The organism is Telluria sp. ZB4P37, from assembly GCF_059685855.1.
In genome coordinates, this window is the sequence record NZ_JCASID010000003.1 from 156,652 (window position 1) to 176,655 (window position 20,004).

Genomic DNA, 20,004 nt, shown 5'->3' on the forward strand with positions numbered 1-20,004 from the left:
AGGCTGTATGACATCGACGAGCACATTGACATCGTGGCAAAAGAAACAAGCTGCCTTGCTTTATTTCTTTGCATCCTATAACTACCTGGAGGGGCTATATGAACGTGTACATCAGCTTCAGGACTTCGCTGATGGGATATTAGATAAAAGTCGCCTGGAAGGCAGGGATAGGTTTCTTCGAGATGCTCGCTGGGGTAATCGAGATACAAGCGAAAATTGGGGAAATAACGCTTGGTCATTTCTGAGGGACTTTGGGCTTTCCACAATCCGAGCCATGGCGGATAGGCAATCGAAAATTTATCACATTACAGGAGCGAATCAATGTGCTCGTGGCATGGCCGAATTCTCGATGCAATGGACCACGGTAGAGGAGGAGCAAAAATTCGACGATATGCTTGAGTCAGTCGTGAGGTACGCGATGTATATCGATCAGACAATGGACAGGTCTCATCGTGCTGGACGATGGAGTGACTTTGGATTGACCATGACTTGGGCTAGACACTCCGCTCACTTCGTAAATTTTCCAAAATTCAGGATTCTGGAAAGCATCGTCGGCGAAACCGGAAAAATTCCTCCAAGAACGGGAGTGTATATTTCGACCGATCATCCTGACGGATCCTTGCAGTTCGCATGGAACGGCGATGAATATGGAATACTGCGGGAATGTTCGATTTTTAACAGCTTGGGTAAAGATGCGCTGGCCACAGTAGGCAGATCGAAGTTATGGGTGGATGGAGATGCAATGCTTGGCTTCGTCCAGCAAAACCTTAATTCGCCTGAGTTGCTTGACGATTGGTATTTCGCGCAATCGCATACCCCCGTTCTTGCTCCTAGCCTCGTTGCGCGAAACGCGTTCACCTCTGCACCTTCAAAATGGTGTTATGTAGAACTGGTAGAAGGGAAGTTTGAGAAGCTGGAAGGCGAGGCTGATCCATTGACATTCATTGAGCAGCGTTTCGAAGCCGGTGAAGAATGCACAATGAACGGATTTTATTTCACCCCAGCCTCTGCCGACTCTCGTCGGTATTTTCGTGCTGGAGAAATGTTCCCCGCGGTGGGCTCAGCCTATGGAAAAGCCATCTGGCAGTGGGACCAACACCAGAACTAGAAAATCTCGTCTGAAATTCAGAAGCTCATAGCGATGATAGGAGAAAATCATGGCAGGCCCATTAATCAAGCTTGGTGACAAAACTTCACACGGTGGAACTGTTATCGAAGCTTCGACGCAAAGTGATACTGGCGGCGTCGGTATCGCCCGCATGGGTGACAAGACGGTATGCCCTAAACACGGCTCCAGTCCGATCATCAGCGGCGATTCAAGCCTGATCATCGACGGCAAACCCGCAGCGCGCCATGGCGACAAAACCGCCTGTGGCGCCTCCTTGATCGCGGGCCAGCAGGCAACGATCGACAAACTCTGAGCGACAGCCATGACAACTATTTCAGCCTCGGCCCCACCGGAACCAACGCGCCAACCTGCCGAGTGGCTCAAGCTCGGCGCAGTAGTCGCAACCACCTTTGTGGTGTGCTGGGCAATCGTGATCTGGTATTGGCATGCGACCAATCACAATCCCGGAACGGGTGACCTGGCGCTGGCGCTGTTCCTTTTGCCGCTGGGCTTGCTACTCGGTTTTTGGGGTGGCCATAAAGCGATTACCGCGCGGGCTTCTGCGCTGCCTGCTGCAGACCTGTCGAAACCGGCCACAGCTTCACCGGCAGCCCATGCGGCAGTGACAGCGCCTGTAGTGGCCGTCCTGGCCACAGCGCTGCGTTCCCCCTACGGTGCGTCGGTGGACGAGCTTGCCGGCGCCATCGCTGACAATGAAGCGCGCGCCGACCTGGACCAGGAACTTGTGGACGACAATGGTTTCCCGGTCATGGCGGCACGTGTCGATGATGCAGAGGACGAGGCGTTACAGGATGAGATCGCGGAATGGCTGGCCAGCCAGGGTATGCCGGTAATGGATTTCACCGAAGAGCAATGGCGCGCATTGGTCCTGGCGACCGGCGTGGCAGGTGAACTTGCCAGCCTAGCAGCCGCCGATTGCATGCCGCCCGAGGGACAGCCTCCGATGCTGCAGCTGAAGCTGCTGCTGCCCCACGACTGGACCGTGGAAGTTCGCCGCGCGGCAATGACGTGGCTCAGGCATACCGTCAGCCAGTACGGCTGGCCGGACACTGCCATTGCAACGCCGGGACCCGAGCAACTCCATCTGAGTACCCTGAACACCGTTCTCACGCAAGTGCTGCCGCTGCCGTCAACAGATCACAAACCCCTGGTGGCAATCGTGATTGCCTGTGTCTCCCTGATCGGCCAGGAAAGCGTCGACCGCCTGGCGGCAAACTCGGCTTTGTTCAACCCATCGAAAGGCAGCGGCCACATCCCGGGCGAGGGCGCTTGCGGATTGCTGCTGACCGACCTGCGCCAGGCAGAGGCGATCAAGGGCACAGATATGGTACTGCTGGGCCCGCTCCATGAGCGCCTCCGGGACAGCTCGGCCGATGACGCCCGCCGCGCCGATCCGGCGCTGCTGCTGGAGATGACGGAGCAGCTCTGCAAGGCCAGCGCCATCGAACTGGCGCAAATCGCCATGGTCGTGGCCGATACCGCCCACCGCCCCAACCGTGTCCTCGAGCTGATGAGCCTTACCGCACCGGCAATCCCGCAACTTGATGCCTCCGACGATGTCGTACGCGTTGGCCTCGGCAGTGGCAACTGCGGCGCCGTGCCTTTCCTGACGGTGCTGGCCCTGGCATGCCACTATGCGCGCGAGCGCAGTGCGCCGGTCTTGTGCATCAGTAACGAAGATCCCTACCTGCGCGGCGCCGCACTGGTGCGCCCAGCGAACTGCGCAGCCGAGGGAAACAGCTAGACGTCGAGCGTGTTCACTACCAGCTTGCGCTTGCCGTTTGCTGCTAAAGGAATATCGTCTTCTTCCTGCAGCGAGATGTCGAAGAAGCCGCCCCAGCGGCGTTGCTGGGCGTCGAGCACGAAGGCGCGCTGTTCCGGGTTCAGGCTTCCGTGACGCGGCACCACGGCCAGCGTGATCTCGCCGGCCCGCGCCTGCCGCACCTGGTAGAGGCGCACGAAATCCCAGGTCACCTCGTCGATGACGATGGCTAGTCCAGGAATGCGCTTGCCGGCCCGGTCGACCAGGAATTCATGACCGCGGCCGTCGACCATCGGGCAGCGGCCGTCCCCATCGATGCGGCCATAGTCGCCCGTGCGGTAACGGATCAAGGGCATCACATCGTTCCATAGCGACGTACCGACGATTTCGGCGCGCTCGCCATCCATGCGGTTTTCATTCCAGCCGTAGAGCTGCTGGAACATGTAGTCGGATTTGCCCTGGTCGTCCACGTTCAGAAAAGCCAGGTTGGTGCGCTCGGACAATCCATAGTTCAGCGACACAGGGGCCCCGAACAGCCGGCGGATCGATGCGAGCTGCGCCGGCGTGGCCGGTTCCGACGCCAGCAGCACCGCTTTTACTTGGACGTCGAGTTCGCCCGGCTGCAAGAGTTCGGCAAGCGCCGTGACGGAACTCGGGTACCCGTGCACGTACTCGGGTCGGAAGCGACGAATCGCATCGCAGATCGCCGCCTTGTGCTGCCCGTGCACGTGATATGGCGAGAGCATCAGGCGGTTGCCGACCACCCGACATGGTTCTTCATGAGCCAGGCGGCGCGCGTCGGCGCCAATGCGCAGGATGCGGGACTTGTCGAAGGAAAAGCCGAGCTTGCCCCATTCATGGGTGAAGAAGGCTTTTTCGATGTCCGCCAGCCGCTTGGTGCGCCACATCCCGATGCCCTGGCCGGACGATCCGCCGCTGGTGGCGTACATCAGCTTGGACGGGTCGAGCCGGTCGTCGAGGAAATCGCGCTGCTGCGCCATGACCTCTTCCTTGGCGAGATAAGGGAAGGCTGCCAGTACCTGCTGCAAGGGTTCGTTCGCCGCCTCGAGCGCGCTGAGCTTGACCGTGCGGCGGTAGTGCGGCACGTGCTCCAGCGCATGGACCAGGATCTGGCGCAGGCGCAGGCCCGCCTGTGCGGCGATGGCGGTGCTGTCCTGCGCCAGCAATTCGCGCACGCGGAAGAAGTCGGGGTGATAAAGGACACGGCTGGGGATATAGCGGCGCCACGCGTAGTAATGCTTGGAAAGGACATCGTGCAGTGCCACGCGTCACCCGTTCAGGATGCGTTTGAATTCGTCCGGAGACACCTCACCCAGTCCCAGGCCGGCCAGGGTGCGCGCCTCCGCGCTGAAGTCGCGGTCGAGCAGGCCGCTGGCGATCACGATCAAGGCATCGGCTGTGGGCGTGGGCACCCCCATCAGGCGGCCGATGGAGGACAGCAGCGCCAGTCCCATGGGCACGTCTTCGGTAATGAAGCGCGTCTGCAGGGTAGCCGGTCCCTTGGGCCCGCCTTCGGCTGCATAGCGGCGAAAGACGGATAGCGAAGGCTGCGACAGGTCTTCTTCGTTGCGGAACTTGCACTCGTCGAAATAGGGCGAGGGCTTGCCGCCGGTGGCGGCAATGACCGCGCTTTTTTCTGCATCGAGCCGGTACAGCAGGTTCAGGACGGAAGGTGTAAACGCTTCGCGGTACATCCAGAATTCGCCCTGCGCGTATTCGATGCGGCTGGCCGACAACAGCGAGCCGATGGTGTGCACGATCAGGTTGGGGTTGTGCATCGCCGACTCGACCACGTTGCTACGCGTTGCGACATAGGTCGGGAACAATTGCGCGGCGCGTTGGAGTCCTTCGTCCGCACGCTCGCGCGGCAGGAAGGCCAGCGCATTGCGCGTATTGCGGAACAGGACATTGATCACGCCCGGCGCAGTGATGCGTGCATCGTAGGGCAGGCTTTCGCCTTCGGCCAGCAGGAACCCTTCCCTGGCCTGGTAGGGCAGGAAGTAGCAGGAGCCCATGTAGCCGGGCGCCAGCAGCACCAGCTGGTGCGCCTTCAGGTAGGGGCCGATCAGTGCGGCGATATCGGCATGGCAGTGGGTCTGGGTGGTGATGTAGACGACGTCCGGCGTAACTGCAAAGGCTTCGTCGACGTCCCGCGTGGCCAGCGCGATCGAGGCCATGCTCGTCTCGCCTCCTTTGGGATTGCTGACGATGCGGATCGTGCGCGATTCGCACACCGTGTCGAAATTCTCGTCATGCAGGGAGTGGGAGGTCTTGAACAGGACGACGCGGTTTCCTTCCTGCGCAAGGATTGCGCCGAGCGCACATCCGGCATTACCTGCACCAACCATTAACACGTTCATGCGTCCTCCATTCGACCAAGCAAGGGCACGACGCGGCGAGCGTCAACGACCCGGTCCGCAAGGCAGCGGCGGCTTGATTAACAGGTTCATCAGAAGCGGCAACCGGGCTTGGCATCACGCACATGCGCGCTCCGGGAGGACACACAAGGTGCGTTCCACCTCGCCGCCCGAAGCAATTTACAACGGACTAGCAATACTCTTGGCTGCTCATCGATGAAATTTAAGATAAGTTTGTTCATTTGCGAAGTCAACCGAATTCCCGCCTGAGCTGGGCAAGCGAAGACGCAGAAATCCAACGAAAATTTCCGCTGTTCACCTTGCTAACACGGCGGAAGCCGCATGGGCTCTAGCATGTGCTGTCGAGGCGCGTTGCCCCTTGTCATTAAGTAAAAAAATACGCCTGAAGAGCTCGCACTCTTCAGGCGTTTTTGAACGAATCGAATCAAGTTTGTCAAACAGCAGGATGCGGCCATCACATTGTTGATGCCAGCGTGACGAGCCGACACCAGGACGGTTGGGCCATGGTTAATCAGTCGAAAGGTCTTGTCCAGAGATAAGGCGGCAATGTTGCGGGTCCATTATTTCTCGAGTAACTCAGGGCTCGCTGAGTGGCGCCCGGATTCGTTTATTGGTTTGCCGACGGCTGGGCCAGATAAGCTTTCAGGCTGTCGTGACCACCGACGATCAGCGCGCGGATTCCTTCAAGCTGTTCAGCCTGGTGGTCCTGCTCACGATGGTCGAAACTGGCGGACCATTGGATGAGGGTACTGGCTTGACCTGTGATGGGAATGAGCTTGACTGTCATCACATAATTGTCGACCGGTAGCGGTGCTTCTTCAAAACGGTAGGAAAAGCTGAGCCCACCTTCGTCGACCGCAAGCAAGCGTTCGCGCAGCACGGCGCCATCCTGCAGGACCAGACGACGAACGCATCCGACAAGGCCGTCGATCTCGTCGTGTTCGATCATGCTTTCGCGGATCGAAGGGTGCCATTGACTGATGCCACCAAACTGCTTCAGCACTCGCCAGGTACGAGCGGCGTCGCTATCGACAACCGCGTTATATTGAATTAAAGGCATGGAATCTTTCTTAATATTCGAATAGAAAAGTCGGGTACGGATCAAACCATCTGTTCAGCCGGGATGATGCTGACTCCCTGCCGCGGCAAAAGCGCAGCGTTAAGTAGCTCTCTTGCGATGCTGGATACCGGATTCGGCCGCCAGCGCCTGGGCAGTAGCGGAGCGGCAATGCGCATCGCTCTGAGCATCATTTGCTCGCCTGGGCGATATTCGGTGCGGTGCCCATCGATCAGGCCTGGGCGCACCAGTGCGAGCGAATCGAATCCAAGCTGACGCAGGTCGTCTTCCAGTTCACCCTTGACCCGGTTATAGAAAAACCGCGAACGCGCATCGGCCCCGATCGCCGAATTGAGCACGTAAACGCGTGTGCCTTGTGCATGGGCCAAACGCGCTACGGCCAATGGATAATCATGATCGACACAATGGAATGCCTTCCGCGAACCGGCTGAACGCATGGTGGTGCCCAAGGTACAGATGACAGCATCGGCGCGCCAGCAAGAGGCATCCGTGTCAAGGCGTTCATAGTCAACCAGCAACGTCGTTAGCTTGGGATGCGCCGGCAGTTCACGCCTTGCCAGCGCGGTCACCGATCCGATCCGAGGATCGCTCATTGCCTGCTCGAGCACTTGGCGTCCCACAAGCCCGGTCGCGCCAACCAGCAGCAGCTTCATGTTTTCCATACTCAGGCGCGTGCCAGTGTCCGCAATAGATATCCGGCTCACGTTCAATTCCTCTAAATGGGTTAACGACAAGTTTGGCAGTCGGCGTCGCCCGAAAATTCAAGTAGGGCTATCGAAGTCGAGCGGGATGCGCACACGCCGCCGCATCCCGCGCCATCTATCACCCTTCGAACTGGTGATAGACCTTTGCGATCACTTTCCATTTTCCGTCGATCCGGATCAGCGTCAGGTAGTCGTTGTAGTCGGCGCCGATGGCGTCCTTCTCCATGTCCACTCGCACCACGGCGGTAGTCGGTGTGATGGCAAGCACATCGAGACGTGTGGTGATCTCGGGCGCCTTGCCGTGTTTCTTGACGAAGTCAAACAGGTTCGTGATCGGCCCACCCAGCAATTCGCCGTTGGTAAAGCCGTACATCACGGCGTCCTGGTGGAATGCCCGGCCAACACCCTCGGCACTGCCTTCACGCAGGCCGTCGACGTATTGTTGAGCAACCGCGATCACGGCGTTGTATTCGGCGGTCGGTACTGCCTTGACGTTCTTGGTCATGCTAGCTCCTTGGGGATGAACAGATTGAATTATGAGGTGACGTGGGTGTGATAGATCTTGCTGACAACCATCCACTTGCCCTCGACCTTCAATAGATTGAAGAAATCGGTGAAGCAGAAGCCGGAGATGTCGTTGGTGTCGATCCGGGCGCTCGCGGCCGTGCCAACGATATCGATGCTGGCGATGACGCCACACGCTTCTGGCGACGGCCTGAAGACCGAATCGATCGTGTCGAACAAGCCCTGGATCGCGCCTCCGATCAGCTTTCTATTGGCGTCGACACCAAAAATCGTGGCCTGGTCACTAAAAGCCGGTTTCATGATGCTGCTGCGTGCCTGTTTCCCGCCTTCGTTGTAATGGCTGAGCACTTCGACGATTGCGTCGTACTCCTGGACGTAGTCTGGCTTGGACATTTGCTTCTCCTAATAGGTAGTCGTACATGGATTCACTCCTAGCGCGCCGCGAGGCCAAACCACGCATCTGTAACACGCGCTACAGAAGTAGGTGTATTATATAGCGCGTGCTACAGATTGTGCCAGCTAATTCAATTTAAGGAAAACCTATGACTGACCGCTCTACCCAGACCGACTTGTTCTCGCCCTACACGATGGGCGCTTTGCAACTGGCGAACCGCATCGTGATGGCCCCCGTCACTCGCAGCCGCTACAGTGAAGAAGGCATTCCGGACGAACTACATGCCACCTACTATGCGCAGCGTGCCGGCGCTGGACTGATCGTGGCCGAAGCCACCAATATCTCGCCCCAGGGACGTGGCTACGCCGCGACACCGGGCATCTGGAGCGAAGAGCAGGTAGCAGGATGGAAAAAGGTCACCGATGCGGTCCACGCCGCCGGCGGCAGGATCGTTTGCCAGCTATGGCATGTTGGCCGCTTCTCGAGCGTCGAGTTGCAGCCTGACGGCGCGGCCCCGGTCGCCCCGTCGGCCATACAGGCGGAAGGCAATACCTACACCGTCAACGGGTTCGTGCCGGTCTCGATGCCGCGCGCCCTGGAGACCGATGAAATTCCCGGCATCATTGAACAGTACAAAATCGCGGCCACTAATGCCAAACGCGCCGGTTTCGATGGGGTTGAAGTGCACTCCGCTAACAGCTATCTGTTGGACCAGTTCCTGCGCGACTCGACTAACCAGCGGACCGACCAGTATGGCGGTTCAATCGAAAATCGGGCCCGGTTGACCCTGGAAGTCACCCAGACGATCGTCGGTATCTGGGGTAGCGACCGAGTCGGCATCCGCCTGTCTCCGGTGACGCCAGACGCCGGCAACACGCCGCCCGACAGCAATGTAATGGCGATGTACGGCTACCTGATTGGCGAACTCAACCGCTTCAATCTCGCCTATCTGCATGTCGTGGAAGGTGCGACCGCCACCTCGCGCCACGTACCTGCCGGCGTCGACCTGGATGCACTGAGTGCTCAGTTCACAGGCCCGTATATCGGCAACAACAACTACGACCTCGACATGGCAATCGAGCGCCGGAAGCAGGAGAAGATCGATGCCGTGGCCTTTGGCCGACTCTTCATCTCGAATCCCGACTTGGTGGAGCGCCTGCGCTACGGCGCCGAGCTGACGATCGCCCCGCGTGAGTCCTACTACGGCGGTGGAGCCAAGGGCTACACCGATTGGTTAAACGGAACGTACTGATTCCACCTGAACACTCTATTCACCCACTAGGAAAATCATGAATTATTTGAAAGAAAAGACCGTAGTTATTACAGGCGCTTCGTCTGGCATCGGGGCGGCCTCGGCACGGGCGCTGGCGGCACGAGGCGCAAAGATTGTCGTCGCTGCGCGTGATCCGGACGGGGTTGAGATGATCGTCGGCGAGCTGAAAGCCGCAGGCGGCCTGGCCATTGGCCATGTGTGCGACGTCACTAGCCGCGCCGAGATGGTCGCGCTTGCGCAGTTCGCGCAGGACAGCTTCGGCGCCATCGACATCCTGATCAACAACGCCGGCGTAATGCTGTTTTCCAATTGGTCGGATCTGGCGACCGATGACTGGGACAAGATGGTCGATGTCAATATTAAAGGGTACCTGAACGCCGTTGCGGCCACCTTGCCGTTCATGTTAAAGCAGAGGTCCGGACAAATCCTCAACATGGATTCAGTGGCGGGACATCAGGTCGGCGCGGCGGCCGGCGTCTATAGCGCGACCAAGTTCTTCGTGCAGGCGATGACGGAATCGATGCGTAAGGAACTCGGCGTGCACCATGGCATCCGGGTCAATACAATTAGTCCAGGCGTGATCAACACCGGTTGGGCCGATAAAGTGACAGATCCCGAGGGCAGGAAAGCGGCGCAGGAACTGAACAGGATTGCCATTTCGCCAGAAGACATCGGCCGTGCCGTCGTCTACGCACTCGACCAGCCGGCCAATGTTACCGTCAATGACGTGATCATTTCGCCAACCCGACAGGATTGGTGATAGGCGCACGAAGAAATGCGGACCACTGCGGATTCGCATGTGGTCTGCTTTGCATTGCGCTGCGTGATATCGGGTCGGTATACTCGACGGCTACGTCGTACACTCTCACATTCAATATAGGCGGCGCGCACAATGTCTAGTACCGAAACTTCTACCGCGGCCATACGCATCAAGGGGCGGCCACGCGGCTTCGATCGCGCACAAGCGTTGACTCTGGCACTGGACGTGTTCTGGCGCAGGGGATATGAACCTACGTCCGTGGCGGAGCTGTGTTCGACTATGGGAATCAACCCGCCCAGCCTGTACGCCGCATTCGGCAACAAGGCCAAGTTGTTCCTCGAGGCGGTCGACTTCTACGAGCGTACCTACTGGGATCACACTTGGGCGCGCATGGAACAGGAACCCGATGTCTATCTTGCGGTGGACCGCTTCTTCAAGGACGCCGCCGGCATTCTGCTCTCGCCCCTGGTACCCTGCGGCTGTCTTGTGGTGATCGCGGCGATCAACGTCTCCTCCGAGTCAGCTGAGGTATTCGAGGCAATGAAAGCATTACGTCAAGAAGGCATCATCCACTTCACCAGAACGCTGAACCGAGGCGTACTCGACAAACAGCTCCCTGCGCAAACCGACGTCGCCTCGCTCGCGGCAGTACTTAATACGCTGCTCGAAGGCATGTCCATCCACGTCCGTGATGGGGTGACGCTTCCTGAAATGGAAAAGGTAGCGGCTCACGCTGTTAGATTGTTGCCTGGCTTAAAAACAGCAGTCTCGAAATAGTTCGCTAATTCTTGCAACAGAGACTTGGGTGACGCTCATCAAGACGCTTTGACTGAGGTCGCCGTCGCTGACACACAATATATGCCGAGGAGCGGCTCAAGGCCGAGATCGTCGCGGAGGCGCTGACAAAAAAGTGGTAGCGCCATCTCAGCGGCGAGAGATGGCGTTACACCGAAACAGAAACGTGTTCTTGCCGCTTAACCTCTACTTTTAGCGTGCTCTAAAATGGGGGGATTACCAATAAGCTTGTTTCGCGCTCCGGTGCTGGCGGCGCCCTGTGCACGCAGCCAGTTTCGCGCCGCCGTGACATGCGGCTCGGGCGCATATCCCGCACTGCTGACCAGGTGGTAGGTATGCCCGGGAAGGGTGGGTCCTGGCAGCCTTACCAAGCGCCCAGCCTGCAGTTCCCCGGCCAGCAATTCCAGGCTGAGCAGCGCAACACCTTGACCTGCGAGAGCGGCTTGGATGGCATGACCCTCGTTGGAAAAGCGGAGCTGGCCAGGACGTACCGCCCAAGGCAGACCGACGGCCGTGAACCAAGCCTGCCAAGTCGGATTCAGCGGGTCTTCGCGCATCCAGCGGAAGTCGATCAATGGCAGTCGCTCGTCGGCGAGGTCGGCGTCGGCCAGGGCCGGGCTGGCTAGCGGCGCGAAGCTGTCCGAGAACAGGGGGGTCGAATGCATGCCGGGATACGGTCCGTGCCCATAGCGGATGGCAATGTCCGCTTGGCCGAAACCCAGTTCGATCGGCTGGTCCGAAGCGTGCAGTTCGAGATCGATATCGGGATGACGGCAGCGAAAGTCCGCAACGCGCGGCGCGAGCCAGTGGGCCATGAAAGCGTTTGTCGCCGAGATCACCACCTGGCGCCGCGGCGCCGCGTTGGTAAGTCGCTGCAGGATTGTTTCAAACGCATTAAATCCGTCGCGCAGAACTGGGTACAACGTAGTGCCTGCTTCAGTCAGGACGACCTTGCGTACCTGACGCTCGAACAGCAATAGGCCGGTGTACTCCTCAAGGGATCTAATCTGGTGACTAACCGCGGTCGGCGTGACTGCGAGCTCGGCAGCAGCTCGCTTGAAGCTGCCATGTCGGGCCGCCGCCTCGAAGGCGCGCAGCGAAGAAAGCGGAGGAAGACGTCGCATGGTTTGACGGGTGAAATAAATTCAGCTTATGCCTGATAATTTCAAGTTTGTCAATGCAACCGTGGAAGCCTATCGTGGCAATACCGGCCGACGGCCACCAACCGACATCATCGAAAGGATTCATCATGTTGGAACGCATCGTTACCCAACCCGACAACTACGAACCATTCCTACTGTCGCAGGGCATTCGCTTCGGCGACCTGCTGTTCATCTCGGGCCAAGCAGGCGCAGGCGACAATGGCAAGATCGTCGAGGGCGGCTTCCTCGCGCAGGGCAAGCAAGCCTTCGCCAACCTGCGGCGCGCGCTCGAGGCGGGCGGCTCGAGCCTGGGGGACGTCGCCAAGGTCACCATCTTTGTCACCGATATGGGGCATTTCCAAGACGTCGTCGCGCTGCGCCGCGAGTTCTTCTCGGCGCCGTTCCCGGCTGATACGATCGCCGAAATCCGCGCACTGTACGATCCCAAGGCGATGATCGAGATCGAAGCCATCGCCGTCGCCCGCCACGCCACGGGGAACTAAGATGGGTACCCAGCACAGGAACGGTTGCAGTTTGTTCGCCCCGCTGGTTATTGGCCGGATGGCACTGAGCAACCGGCTGGCGGTGGCGCCCATGACGCGCGTCAGTGCTAGCGCAGACGGCCACGCGAACGCACAGATGCTGGACTACTACGGCGCGTTTTCGACAGGCGGCTTTGGCCTCGTCATCACCGAAGGCATCTATACCGATAAGGCGTTCTCGCAGGGCTACCTGCATCAGCCCGGGCTGTCCGACGCCAGCCAGCGGGAGGCCTGGAAGCCTGTGGTGGCCGCTGTCCATGTTGGTGGTGCCCGTATGGTCGCCCAACTGATGCACGCCGGTGCGCTGTCGCAGGGGAATATCCATCGCGCTGGCACACGCGGGCCTTCGGCCGTGCAGCCGAAGGGACAGCAGATGACGTTTTACCGCGGCAATGGTCCCTATCTGCTGCCGCACGCTATGTGCGAAGCCGAGATCGATGAAGCGGTGCGCGGTTTCGCCGAGGCCGCCAGCCGGGCGCGCGAGGCCGGCTTCGATGGCGTAGAGATTCATGGCGCCAATGGTTACCTACTGGATCAATTCCTGAGCGAAGGGATCAACGAGCGCAGCGACCGCTATGGCGGCGATGTGGAAGGGCGCTTCCGCCTGATCGGCGAGGTCGCGGCAGCGGTGCGCACTGCGGTCGGCGCGGACTTTACGGTAGGGGTGCGGATTTCCCAAGGTAAAGTCAACGATTTTACGCACAAGTGGGGCGGTGCCGAAAGCGACGCGGCACTGATTTTTGGCGCGGTATGTCAGTTGCCGGTCGATTACGTTCACACCACCGAATTCGAGGCCTGGAAAAGCGCATTCGGCAGCGGCCCGAGCCTGGCAGCCTTGGCGTGCCGGCATATTGGCTTGCCGGTGATCGCTAACGGTTCCTTGCACGACCCTTCGCGCGCGGCGGCACTGGTCGACAGTGGCGAAGCCGACATGGTGTCCTTGGGACGGGGGGCGTTGACCCATGTCGACTGGCCGCAGCGCGTGCGTGACGGCAAGCCGATATGCGATTTCGAGCGCGAGATCCTTTCGCCGATTGCGGACTTAGCCAACGCCGACCGGCGCCGCGCCGAACGCCTGTCCCCGGTTTGCTGACAAGATAGGGCCTGGGCCGGGCTCCGACACAGGAGGATTACCCATGTAGCCAGATCATGGCACACATGGGCTGCTACATCAGTAAGTGTCTAACGCCTGTTGTTCAGCCAAGGTTTGACGAACTTTGCTCTTATTTGCCAAACATAATCTTTCGCTAACAAACATAATTCAACGTCTTCAAATGCAGTCCTTAAGTGACAAATGTTAAGAAAAATTCTCCCTATTCCGACCGACGCTACGGATAATTTCAAGGTCCTCGCCATCGCCTATCCCGCGACGTTGGCGGTGTTGGGCGTGGCGCGGTGGTCGAAACCCAGCCGCTAGTCAGCCTGCCACCAGCCGAACATTTCAGCGCCGATTGATCACGAACAACAATGTGCATAGGCAAGCTCGTAACCTGTTCAGGTTGCCGGAGTGCACCCCGAGCACGCACTGAACCTCCCCCTCAGAAATCTAGCCCTGGTTTTACTTCAATTAATGGCGTGTATGAGCATAGCCCTGACTGCACAGATCACTACCGCATTAACGCAGTTCTCCAGTGCAACTCGACTGTACGCACTCACCCTTCGTGACGACATCACCAACCTTTCAGGGGGCCTGCTGGTCGAAGCTTTTGCCGCGGACAAGGAGGTGCATGGCATCGGTGGCCGTGATGTCATTGTGGTGTCAACCAATGCACATGTTCCGCTCGAACCGCTGCTCGGCCAACACGCTGCACTGGAAGTGACCCTGGCCAACGGCAGCCGCACCTGTTTTTCAGGCGACATCACCGAGATTGCGATGCTGGGCAGCGACGGTGGATTTGCGCGCTATCGCTTACGGCTATCCCCATGGCTGTGGCGTTTGAGCCAAGCTCGCAACTGCCGTGTATGGCAGGACACGACCATCATCGACATCGTCGACTCGGTATTCAAGTTGTATTTGCCGCTGGCACGATGGCGTTGGAGTGACGAGGCGAGGTCCTTCATGGATGACGCGGTGCCGCGCCGCTACTGCTGCCAGTACCGCGAGTCTGATTTGGACTTCGTCCAAAGGTTGTTGACCGAGGAAGGCCTTGCCTGGCGTTTTGAGCAGGGCGAGGACGGGTTGACTGCTGTGCTGTTCGCAAGCAGCACTCGACTAACGGCAATTCCAGAAGATCCCAGTAGCGAAGCCGACGGTGGTATCAGATTTCACGGTGCGCATGCTTGCGAAGGCCAAGATACCGTGCAGACGTTACGGATGAAACGTTCCTTGGGCGCATCCCTATCGACAGTGCTCAGTTATGACTATAAAACCAAGAAAGTGAAAGCCGTGAGCTCGCTGTCTCTCCTGCAAAACGGCATAAGGCTACCGCCTCTTGAGTCGTTCGACGTGCCTGGACAATATGCTTTCGCCACTTCCGATCAGGCCCGGCGCTACGCGGATATTCAAATGCAAGGACGTGAAGCACGCGCGCAAATGTGGAGCGGCAGCTCGACCTTGCGTACCCTGCGAGCCGGTATACGTTTGAAGGTTCTCGACACCCCATTGAAGCACCTCGGCGATGCGCCCGCATTTATGGTGCTTCGCGTGGTCAGCGTGGGCGTGAACAATATGCCGCCGCCGGCACAGCACGCATTGGCGGAACTGTTCGGCCCCATCCCGGAATTGCTGCAAGAAATCGTTCGCCACAACAAGCCGGCCGATTTTTCGCTGGCAGTCGAGCAGGCCAGGAAAACCGGGTATGCAAACTCCTTTGAAGCGATAAAAGCTGACGTCATCTGGCGCCCACAGTTGCCCGGCACCGATGGACGAAGCCGTACCCGCCCTACCGCGCTCGGCTCGCAAACCGCAATCGTCATTGGCGCCGATGGCAACGACAGCACTAACGGCGCCGATGAGTTGTATTGTGACCGGCTTGGCCGCGTGCGGATTCGCTTCCATTGGCAGGAAGGCACAGCAAGTTGCTGGGTTCGCGTAGCGCAACGAGCCGCTGGCGGTGGTATGGGCTTTCAGTTCTTGCCGCGTATTGGAACCGAAGTTCTGGTGAAGTTCCTGGAAGGCGATATCGACCGCCCGATTATTGTCGGCGCTTTGTATAACGGGCAGGGCGAAGGTGGCGTTGTTCCAACACCAGGAGGCCGCCGAGACCGGGAGAACGACATTTCTTGCTTCGCTGCCGCACATGACCATGCGCCTTCAGCACAAGGCAATCTCACGGGCGGCAACAGCCCGGTGTGGCACGGCGCTTCCAGCGACAGCGCAGGCCACCGTAACGGCGGCGCCCAGTGGGGGGTGCGGAGCAAAGAGTTTGGCGGCTCGGGATACAACCAGCTCTTGTTCGATGACACCGATGCACAGGGGCGCGTACAACTCAAGAGCTCGCACGCTGCCAGCGAACTGAATCTAGGCCATCTGATTCACGCTGCTGATAACTATCGGGGCAGTTTCCGTGACAGCGGGGCCGAATTACGCACCGATGCCTACGGCGCCATCCGCGCCGGCACCGGCTTGCTCGTCACCAGCTACAAGATCAACCATCAGGCAGACGCGCGCGATCCGGCAGGCGACAACGCGGCAGGAATCGCGCTGCTGAAGCAGGCCGTCAAACTGGGCGAGGCGCTCAGCAAGGCCGCAGCCACGCATCAGACGGTCGCCCTCGCGGCCCATGTGGGCACGCACGCACCGGGTGCGAGCGTACTGAACGCCACGGCGCCCCCTCTCCAGGCCTTGCTCAATGCGGTTTCGGGAATGATCAGCGACCAGGATATCGATTCGGCAGTGGCCGATGCGGCGGAAAAGCTCACCACTCCTGCCGCAGGCAAGCTGCCGCTCACGAGCGACGCCATCATTGCGATCTCCGCCCAGGCCGGCCTCAGTGTGAATGCCAGCCAAAGCGTGCAATTGGCCAACGGGGAAACGACGACAATCATGAGCGGCCAGGACACCCAGTTCGTCACCGGCGGCCAGATGCGGATGCATACCGGCCAGGCCATCGGCATCCTGAGCGGTGCCGTGAAGGCAGGGGAAAACAACGTCGGCTTGCAGCTGATCGCCGCAAAAGATGCGAACGACTTCCAGGCGCTGCGCGACACCGCGACCATTCAAGCGCGCGACGAGGTCAAGGTAATCAGCGCGAACGCCCACATCGACTGGGCAGCCGCGAAGCGCATCAGCTTGTCGACTGCCGGCGGCGCCAACATCACGATCGAAGGCGGGAATATTACCGTCGAGTGTCCAGGAAAAATCAAGGTCCACGCAGGGAAGAAGAGCTTTATCGGTCCCGCCAAGCTGGACTATCCGCTTCCGCGCCTGCCCCGGGACGTCTGCATCGACTGCCTGCTGAAGGCGCTGAAGGCAGGCAGTGCCCTGTCGCTTAAGTGAGGTGGATGAATGTACTTCGCGTCTGACATTTCCCATACCGCGACTGTGTGCACAGCGCTGATCGAAAAAATCAGGGCGCAGGCTGAACGCAACTGGCTCGCCCTGGTGGACAGCGCATTCGACCATGGGCGACCCGGCCCTTCTTTGCCGAACGAACATTATCCCCTGTATGACTGTGACGGCCTGTCGGACCTGCTGGCGGCGTCGCCCTTCCTGATCGTGCTGACAGCACACGATGAAGCGCAACTGAGGGTGGAACTGGCCAACCTGATCCGGCACAGGAAGGAAAGGCCGATGCTGAGCTTTATCGGCACTTCCGCATCGGCATCGTCCATCAACGAGAACTTCCAGCTGTTCGCCAACGCGATGACGGACGGTGACCAGGAGTTTCTTCTTCGCTTTGCAGACACGCGCGTGCTGTCTGGCCTTCCGGATGCCCTGCGGCAGGCGTATTGGGACGGCATGACCTGCTTGCTATCGGACTGGATCGTGATCGGACGTGACGGCACACCGCAGGAGCTTCCGCTCAATGCAAACCGGGCGCCGTTCAAAGGCGGGTTTGAACTGTCGCCTGCCGAGTTTGCGCGCCTGGTGAGCAATGGCGAAGCCGATGCCGTTCTTGACGCAATCGCAGAGAGTAACCCTGAGGCGCTTCCTGAGGGAAGTCGCGCCGCGATCTACGACAGGGTAGTCGCCTCGTGCTCCTATGCGCAGAGACACAAGGTTCAGGCGTTTCCTGATGTCGTTGCGCTGGCTTATCTGGCGCTTCTGAATGACGGGAAAGGTTTGAGGGATCCAAATTTAAGCGACATGTTGTTGCGCTCGCAGTGGACAGCAGGAGGTGTGATCAACGAATTAGCGAATTTTGTCGACTAGGCCGGCAGCACAGGTGGGAGAACGATGTTTCCAAAGCGAAGCGCGCCAGAACACTGATGGAGTTGTCATGAACAAGAAATCCTGGATGTCCGCTTTGCTTCTTGCATTGACCGTTGCCGCATGTTCGGAGACCGGCAAGGCCAGCCTTGAGTTGTCGGGATTGAATTATACGGATAATGGCATATCCATGTTCTCCGTCGATGGTTACGGCGGGCATAGCATTTTCCCGAACGGGGGGGGCGGAGCGTTCGTGTGTTGCGTCACCATACCCCGCAAATGGCATGCAGGCATGAAGGTCACCGTTCGATGGACTGACGATGACCGTGTGACCGATTCATGGAAGGAGCGGGTCGTGGACGTGCCAGAGTATACGAAGCAGGATATGAGCGCCTTTGCGGTTCATTTCTATCCCGACGATACCGTCAAAGTTCTTGTAACCTCGAAAATTGTAGGTCATCCAGACTACCCCTATCCAAGGCCCAACTAGCTATGGCAACCCTTTCACCCCAGCCCTTCCCCGCAAATGGTCTTCGAAAACTTACGCCGAAAGAGGTCATGCAACGTGCCAAGGCATTGAACCCTACACTACCGGTGAAAGGCGTTCCTTCCTGCACAGGGCAGCTGAATATCGGGCTGTTCTTTGATGGCACTGGCAATAACAGAGATATCGATTATAAAAATCCTAAGCCATTGGACCGCAAGCACAGCAATGTTGTGAAGCTATTTAACACTTATCCCGATCGAAACGATGAAGGATATTTCAAGCATTACATTCCCGGCGTCGGAACCCCATTTCCAGAGATCGGCGATTCGGGACACGCTTTAGGCGGCCCCTTCGCCTGGAATGGAGAAAATAGGATCATATGGGCATTTACTCGTCTGCTAAATTCCCCACAACGATACATACTCAACAGCACCCTGTTGGACGAGGAGATGTCAGCTCGCATTTCTAACAACATGGCGTCGGTCACGAATACCGGTTACATGCGGCGCAAGGGCTTGCAGCATTGGAAGGAAGTCCTCGCATCCAATCTCAAGGGGAAAAAGCCACGAATAGAGCTCATCAATTTGTCAGTTTTTGGCTTTTCCCGCGGGGCCGCAGAAGCGAGAGCCTTCGTCAACTGGCTGTTCGAGGTGTGCGAACAGGTCGGGGGCGGATGGGAGTTTGTCGGGATGCCGATCCGGTTGAATTTTCTTGGCATATTCGATACGGTGGCCTCCGTTGGCATTCCAAATTCGCTGGGCGATTCAGGTGCAGAGGGGCACCAGTCTTGGGCGGATAATAATATGCAGATCCATCCGGCTGTCGAACAATGCGTTCATTTTGTAGCCGGGCACGAAGTGCGTGCTGCATTTCCCCTTGATTCCGTACGAGTGGGTGGTGCTTATCCGGGTAATGCAAAGGAAGTAATGTACCCGGGTGCGCACTCTGATCTCGGGGGAGGCTACGCACCAAACGCACTCGGCATTGCGCCGGAAAACGCGAACGAGATGGCCAGGATTCCCGGTGCGCAGATGTATAGTGAGGCACGGCTCGCAGGAGTGCCAATCGTGAGCTGGGATAAATTGCTGGCACCGTTGCAGGCAGATCTGACGGTCGCGCCAAATACAGCAGCCGATTTCAACGCATACGTCAAGGCTGCGAACATCGCGGCAGGACCGGTGGAGAAAATGCACCAGCAACACATGGGTCTGTACTTGAGTTATCGGTACAAGTACCGCAATGCCATCGGATCTTTGCCCTTCTATCAGCGCGCGACGGAAAAGCATAAAGGATTCATCAAGGCGACAACGGATACGTTCAACGATCGCATGCGGCACCTGAGCGCCTATCCAGTCCCGCCGTCGGAAGAGAGGTTCAACCTTGCCGAAGCAATTGAGCAGCATCGAAAGTCTGAGAAAGCCGTTCGACTAGAAGGGCCGCAAGCGAAGCAGTTACAGCACCTGTACACGGTTGCAGATGCCATACGTCCACAAAGCCTGAATCCCGCAATTGAAGAATTTTTAGGCAACTATGTACATGATTCGATGGCTGGCTTCATCGAAATGGGAGGCGATTTCACCAACGAATACAAGGTCAATGGACTAGGAATTCTTAAGTTCCGTAAGATTTTTAAGGGAAATGACTAGAAGCTGAAGGCGCTTGCGCCTTAGGGCCATAAAAAGTCCGAGCATGTAGTCCGGGCT

The 20,004-nt window shown here is 58.5% G+C and carries 19 protein-coding genes and 1 pseudogene; 12 read left to right on the forward strand and 8 right to left on the reverse strand.

Annotated features, from left to right (window positions below; genetic code table 11):
* The first annotated feature begins 7 nt into the window (after positions 1-7).
* From AC56K1_RS08025 to AC56K1_RS08035, 3 genes are read left to right on the forward strand one after another with little or no spacing between them, the layout of a single operon-like run.
* Positions 8-1,108, forward strand: a complete 1,101-nt coding sequence (locus tag AC56K1_RS08025) for a hypothetical protein (protein WP_497157318.1) — start codon at positions 8-10, stop codon at positions 1,106-1,108.
* Between the two features lie 49 nt (positions 1,109-1,157).
* A complete protein-coding gene (locus tag AC56K1_RS08030) occupies positions 1,158-1,421 on the forward strand; it encodes a PAAR domain-containing protein (RefSeq protein ID WP_497131786.1) in 264 nt (87 codons plus the stop codon).
* Positions 1,422-1,430: 9 nt separating this feature from the next.
* Positions 1,431-2,873: a hypothetical protein gene (locus AC56K1_RS08035; protein WP_497157319.1), complete on the forward strand. Its 1,443-nt coding sequence runs from the start codon at positions 1,431-1,433 to the stop codon at positions 2,871-2,873.
* Here AC56K1_RS08035 and AC56K1_RS08040 read toward each other — a convergent pair.
* The 7 genes and pseudogenes from AC56K1_RS08040 to AC56K1_RS08070 form a co-directional block, all read right to left on the reverse strand.
* A complete protein-coding gene (locus tag AC56K1_RS08040) occupies positions 2,870-4,177 on the reverse strand; it encodes a hypothetical protein (protein WP_497157320.1) in 1,308 nt (435 codons plus the stop codon). The two genes, AC56K1_RS08035 and AC56K1_RS08040, sit on opposite strands and share 4 nt — an antisense overlap.
* A gap of 3 nt (positions 4,178-4,180) precedes the next feature.
* Complete coding sequence (locus tag AC56K1_RS08045; RefSeq protein ID WP_497157321.1) at positions 4,181-5,272, reverse strand: NAD/NADP octopine/nopaline dehydrogenase family protein; 1,092 nt, start codon at positions 5,270-5,272, stop codon at positions 4,181-4,183.
* Between the two features lie 461 nt (positions 5,273-5,733).
* Positions 5,734-5,838: pseudogene (locus AC56K1_RS08050) on the reverse strand (flavin reductase); the annotation flags it as partial.
* Between the two features lie 59 nt (positions 5,839-5,897).
* Positions 5,898-6,350 carry an SRPBCC family protein gene (locus AC56K1_RS08055; RefSeq protein WP_497157322.1) on the reverse strand — a complete coding sequence of 151 codons (453 nt, stop codon included), beginning with the start codon at positions 6,348-6,350 and terminating at the stop codon, positions 5,898-5,900.
* A 41-nt stretch (positions 6,351-6,391) separates the two neighbouring features.
* A complete protein-coding gene (locus AC56K1_RS08060) occupies positions 6,392-7,021 on the reverse strand; it encodes an NAD(P)H-binding protein (protein ID WP_497157323.1) in 630 nt (209 codons plus the stop codon).
* Between the two features lie 169 nt (positions 7,022-7,190).
* Positions 7,191-7,577 (reverse strand): nuclear transport factor 2 family protein, encoded by a 387-nt coding sequence (locus tag AC56K1_RS08065; protein WP_497157324.1) that lies wholly within the window; start codon positions 7,575-7,577, stop codon positions 7,191-7,193.
* 29 nt (positions 7,578-7,606) lie between these two features.
* The gene (locus AC56K1_RS08070) at positions 7,607-7,990 is read right to left on the reverse strand and encodes a nuclear transport factor 2 family protein (protein WP_497157325.1); all 384 of its coding nucleotides are present in this window, start codon (positions 7,988-7,990) and stop codon (positions 7,607-7,609) included.
* 149 nt (positions 7,991-8,139) lie between these two features.
* Here AC56K1_RS08070 and AC56K1_RS08075 point away from each other — a divergent pair, with 149 nt between their 5' ends.
* The 3 genes from AC56K1_RS08075 to AC56K1_RS08085 all read left to right on the forward strand — a co-directional run bounded on the left by AC56K1_RS08075 (position 8,140) and on the right by AC56K1_RS08085 (position 10,801).
* Entirely contained in the window at positions 8,140-9,243 is a 1,104-nt protein-coding gene (locus AC56K1_RS08075) for an alkene reductase (RefSeq protein ID WP_497157326.1), read from the forward strand.
* A gap of 37 nt (positions 9,244-9,280) precedes the next feature.
* Positions 9,281-10,024: an SDR family oxidoreductase gene (locus AC56K1_RS08080; RefSeq protein ID WP_497157327.1), complete on the forward strand. Its 744-nt coding sequence runs from the start codon at positions 9,281-9,283 to the stop codon at positions 10,022-10,024.
* 132 nt (positions 10,025-10,156) lie between these two features.
* A complete protein-coding gene (locus AC56K1_RS08085; protein ID WP_497157328.1) occupies positions 10,157-10,801 on the forward strand; it encodes a TetR/AcrR family transcriptional regulator in 645 nt (214 codons plus the stop codon).
* A 197-nt stretch (positions 10,802-10,998) separates the two neighbouring features.
* Here AC56K1_RS08085 and AC56K1_RS08090 read toward each other — a convergent pair whose 3' ends face one another.
* Positions 10,999-11,943: a LysR substrate-binding domain-containing protein gene (locus AC56K1_RS08090; RefSeq protein ID WP_497157329.1), complete on the reverse strand. Its 945-nt coding sequence runs from the start codon at positions 11,941-11,943 to the stop codon at positions 10,999-11,001.
* A gap of 125 nt (positions 11,944-12,068) precedes the next feature.
* Here AC56K1_RS08090 and AC56K1_RS08095 point away from each other — a divergent pair, with 125 nt between their 5' ends.
* The 6 genes from AC56K1_RS08095 (at position 12,069) to AC56K1_RS08120 (ending at position 19,947) form a co-directional block, all read left to right on the forward strand.
* Positions 12,069-12,464, forward strand: a complete 396-nt coding sequence (locus AC56K1_RS08095; protein WP_497157330.1) for a RidA family protein — start codon at positions 12,069-12,071, stop codon at positions 12,462-12,464.
* Between the two features lies 1 nt (position 12,465).
* Entirely contained in the window at positions 12,466-13,596 is a 1,131-nt protein-coding gene (locus tag AC56K1_RS08100) for an NADH:flavin oxidoreductase (protein WP_497157331.1), read from the forward strand.
* Between the two features lie 486 nt (positions 13,597-14,082).
* Positions 14,083-16,941: a type VI secretion system Vgr family protein gene (locus AC56K1_RS08105; protein WP_497157332.1), complete on the forward strand. Its 2,859-nt coding sequence runs from the start codon at positions 14,083-14,085 to the stop codon at positions 16,939-16,941.
* Between the two features lie 9 nt (positions 16,942-16,950).
* Positions 16,951-17,817 (forward strand): DUF4123 domain-containing protein, encoded by an 867-nt coding sequence (locus AC56K1_RS08110; RefSeq protein WP_497157333.1) that lies wholly within the window; start codon positions 16,951-16,953, stop codon positions 17,815-17,817.
* A 67-nt stretch (positions 17,818-17,884) separates the two neighbouring features.
* Positions 17,885-18,304 (forward strand): DUF3304 domain-containing protein, encoded by a 420-nt coding sequence (locus AC56K1_RS08115; RefSeq protein ID WP_497157334.1) that lies wholly within the window; start codon positions 17,885-17,887, stop codon positions 18,302-18,304.
* A 68-nt stretch (positions 18,305-18,372) separates the two neighbouring features.
* The gene (locus tag AC56K1_RS08120) at positions 18,373-19,947 is read left to right on the forward strand and encodes a T6SS phospholipase effector Tle1-like catalytic domain-containing protein (protein WP_497157335.1); all 1,575 of its coding nucleotides are present in this window, start codon (positions 18,373-18,375) and stop codon (positions 19,945-19,947) included.
* Positions 19,948-20,004 lie beyond the last annotated feature (57 nt).

What these genes read in the sequence shown, in the direction of transcription:
- AC56K1_RS08025 (WP_497157318.1), top strand. Translation starts at nt 8, where the DNA reads ATGACATCGACGAGCACATTGACATCGTGGCAAAAGAAACAAGCTGCC.
- AC56K1_RS08030 (WP_497131786.1), top strand. Translation starts at nt 1,158, where the DNA reads ATGGCAGGCCCATTAATCAAGCTTGGTGACAAAACTTCACACGGTGGA.
- AC56K1_RS08035 (WP_497157319.1), top strand. Translation starts at nt 1,431, where the DNA reads ATGACAACTATTTCAGCCTCGGCCCCACCGGAACCAACGCGCCAACCT.
- AC56K1_RS08045 (WP_497157321.1), bottom strand. Translation starts at nt 5,272, where the DNA reads ATGAACGTGTTAATGGTTGGTGCAGGTAATGCCGGATGTGCGCTCGGC.
- AC56K1_RS08055 (WP_497157322.1), bottom strand. Translation starts at nt 6,350, where the DNA reads ATGCCTTTAATTCAATATAACGCGGTTGTCGATAGCGACGCCGCTCGT.
- AC56K1_RS08060 (WP_497157323.1), bottom strand. Translation starts at nt 7,021, where the DNA reads ATGAAGCTGCTGCTGGTTGGCGCGACCGGGCTTGTGGGACGCCAAGTG.
- AC56K1_RS08065 (WP_497157324.1), bottom strand. Translation starts at nt 7,577, where the DNA reads ATGACCAAGAACGTCAAGGCAGTACCGACCGCCGAATACAACGCCGTG.
- AC56K1_RS08070 (WP_497157325.1), bottom strand. Translation starts at nt 7,990, where the DNA reads ATGTCCAAGCCAGACTACGTCCAGGAGTACGACGCAATCGTCGAAGTG.
- AC56K1_RS08075 (WP_497157326.1), top strand. Translation starts at nt 8,140, where the DNA reads ATGACTGACCGCTCTACCCAGACCGACTTGTTCTCGCCCTACACGATG.
- AC56K1_RS08080 (WP_497157327.1), top strand. Translation starts at nt 9,281, where the DNA reads ATGAATTATTTGAAAGAAAAGACCGTAGTTATTACAGGCGCTTCGTCT.
- AC56K1_RS08085 (WP_497157328.1), top strand. Translation starts at nt 10,157, where the DNA reads ATGTCTAGTACCGAAACTTCTACCGCGGCCATACGCATCAAGGGGCGG.
- AC56K1_RS08090 (WP_497157329.1), bottom strand. Translation starts at nt 11,943, where the DNA reads ATGCGACGTCTTCCTCCGCTTTCTTCGCTGCGCGCCTTCGAGGCGGCG.
- AC56K1_RS08095 (WP_497157330.1), top strand. Translation starts at nt 12,069, where the DNA reads ATGTTGGAACGCATCGTTACCCAACCCGACAACTACGAACCATTCCTA.
- AC56K1_RS08100 (WP_497157331.1), top strand. Translation starts at nt 12,466, where the DNA reads ATGGGTACCCAGCACAGGAACGGTTGCAGTTTGTTCGCCCCGCTGGTT.
- AC56K1_RS08105 (WP_497157332.1), top strand. Translation starts at nt 14,083, where the DNA reads ATGAGCATAGCCCTGACTGCACAGATCACTACCGCATTAACGCAGTTC.
- AC56K1_RS08110 (WP_497157333.1), top strand. Translation starts at nt 16,951, where the DNA reads ATGTACTTCGCGTCTGACATTTCCCATACCGCGACTGTGTGCACAGCG.
- AC56K1_RS08115 (WP_497157334.1), top strand. Translation starts at nt 17,885, where the DNA reads ATGAACAAGAAATCCTGGATGTCCGCTTTGCTTCTTGCATTGACCGTT.
- AC56K1_RS08120 (WP_497157335.1), top strand. Translation starts at nt 18,373, where the DNA reads ATGCAACGTGCCAAGGCATTGAACCCTACACTACCGGTGAAAGGCGTT.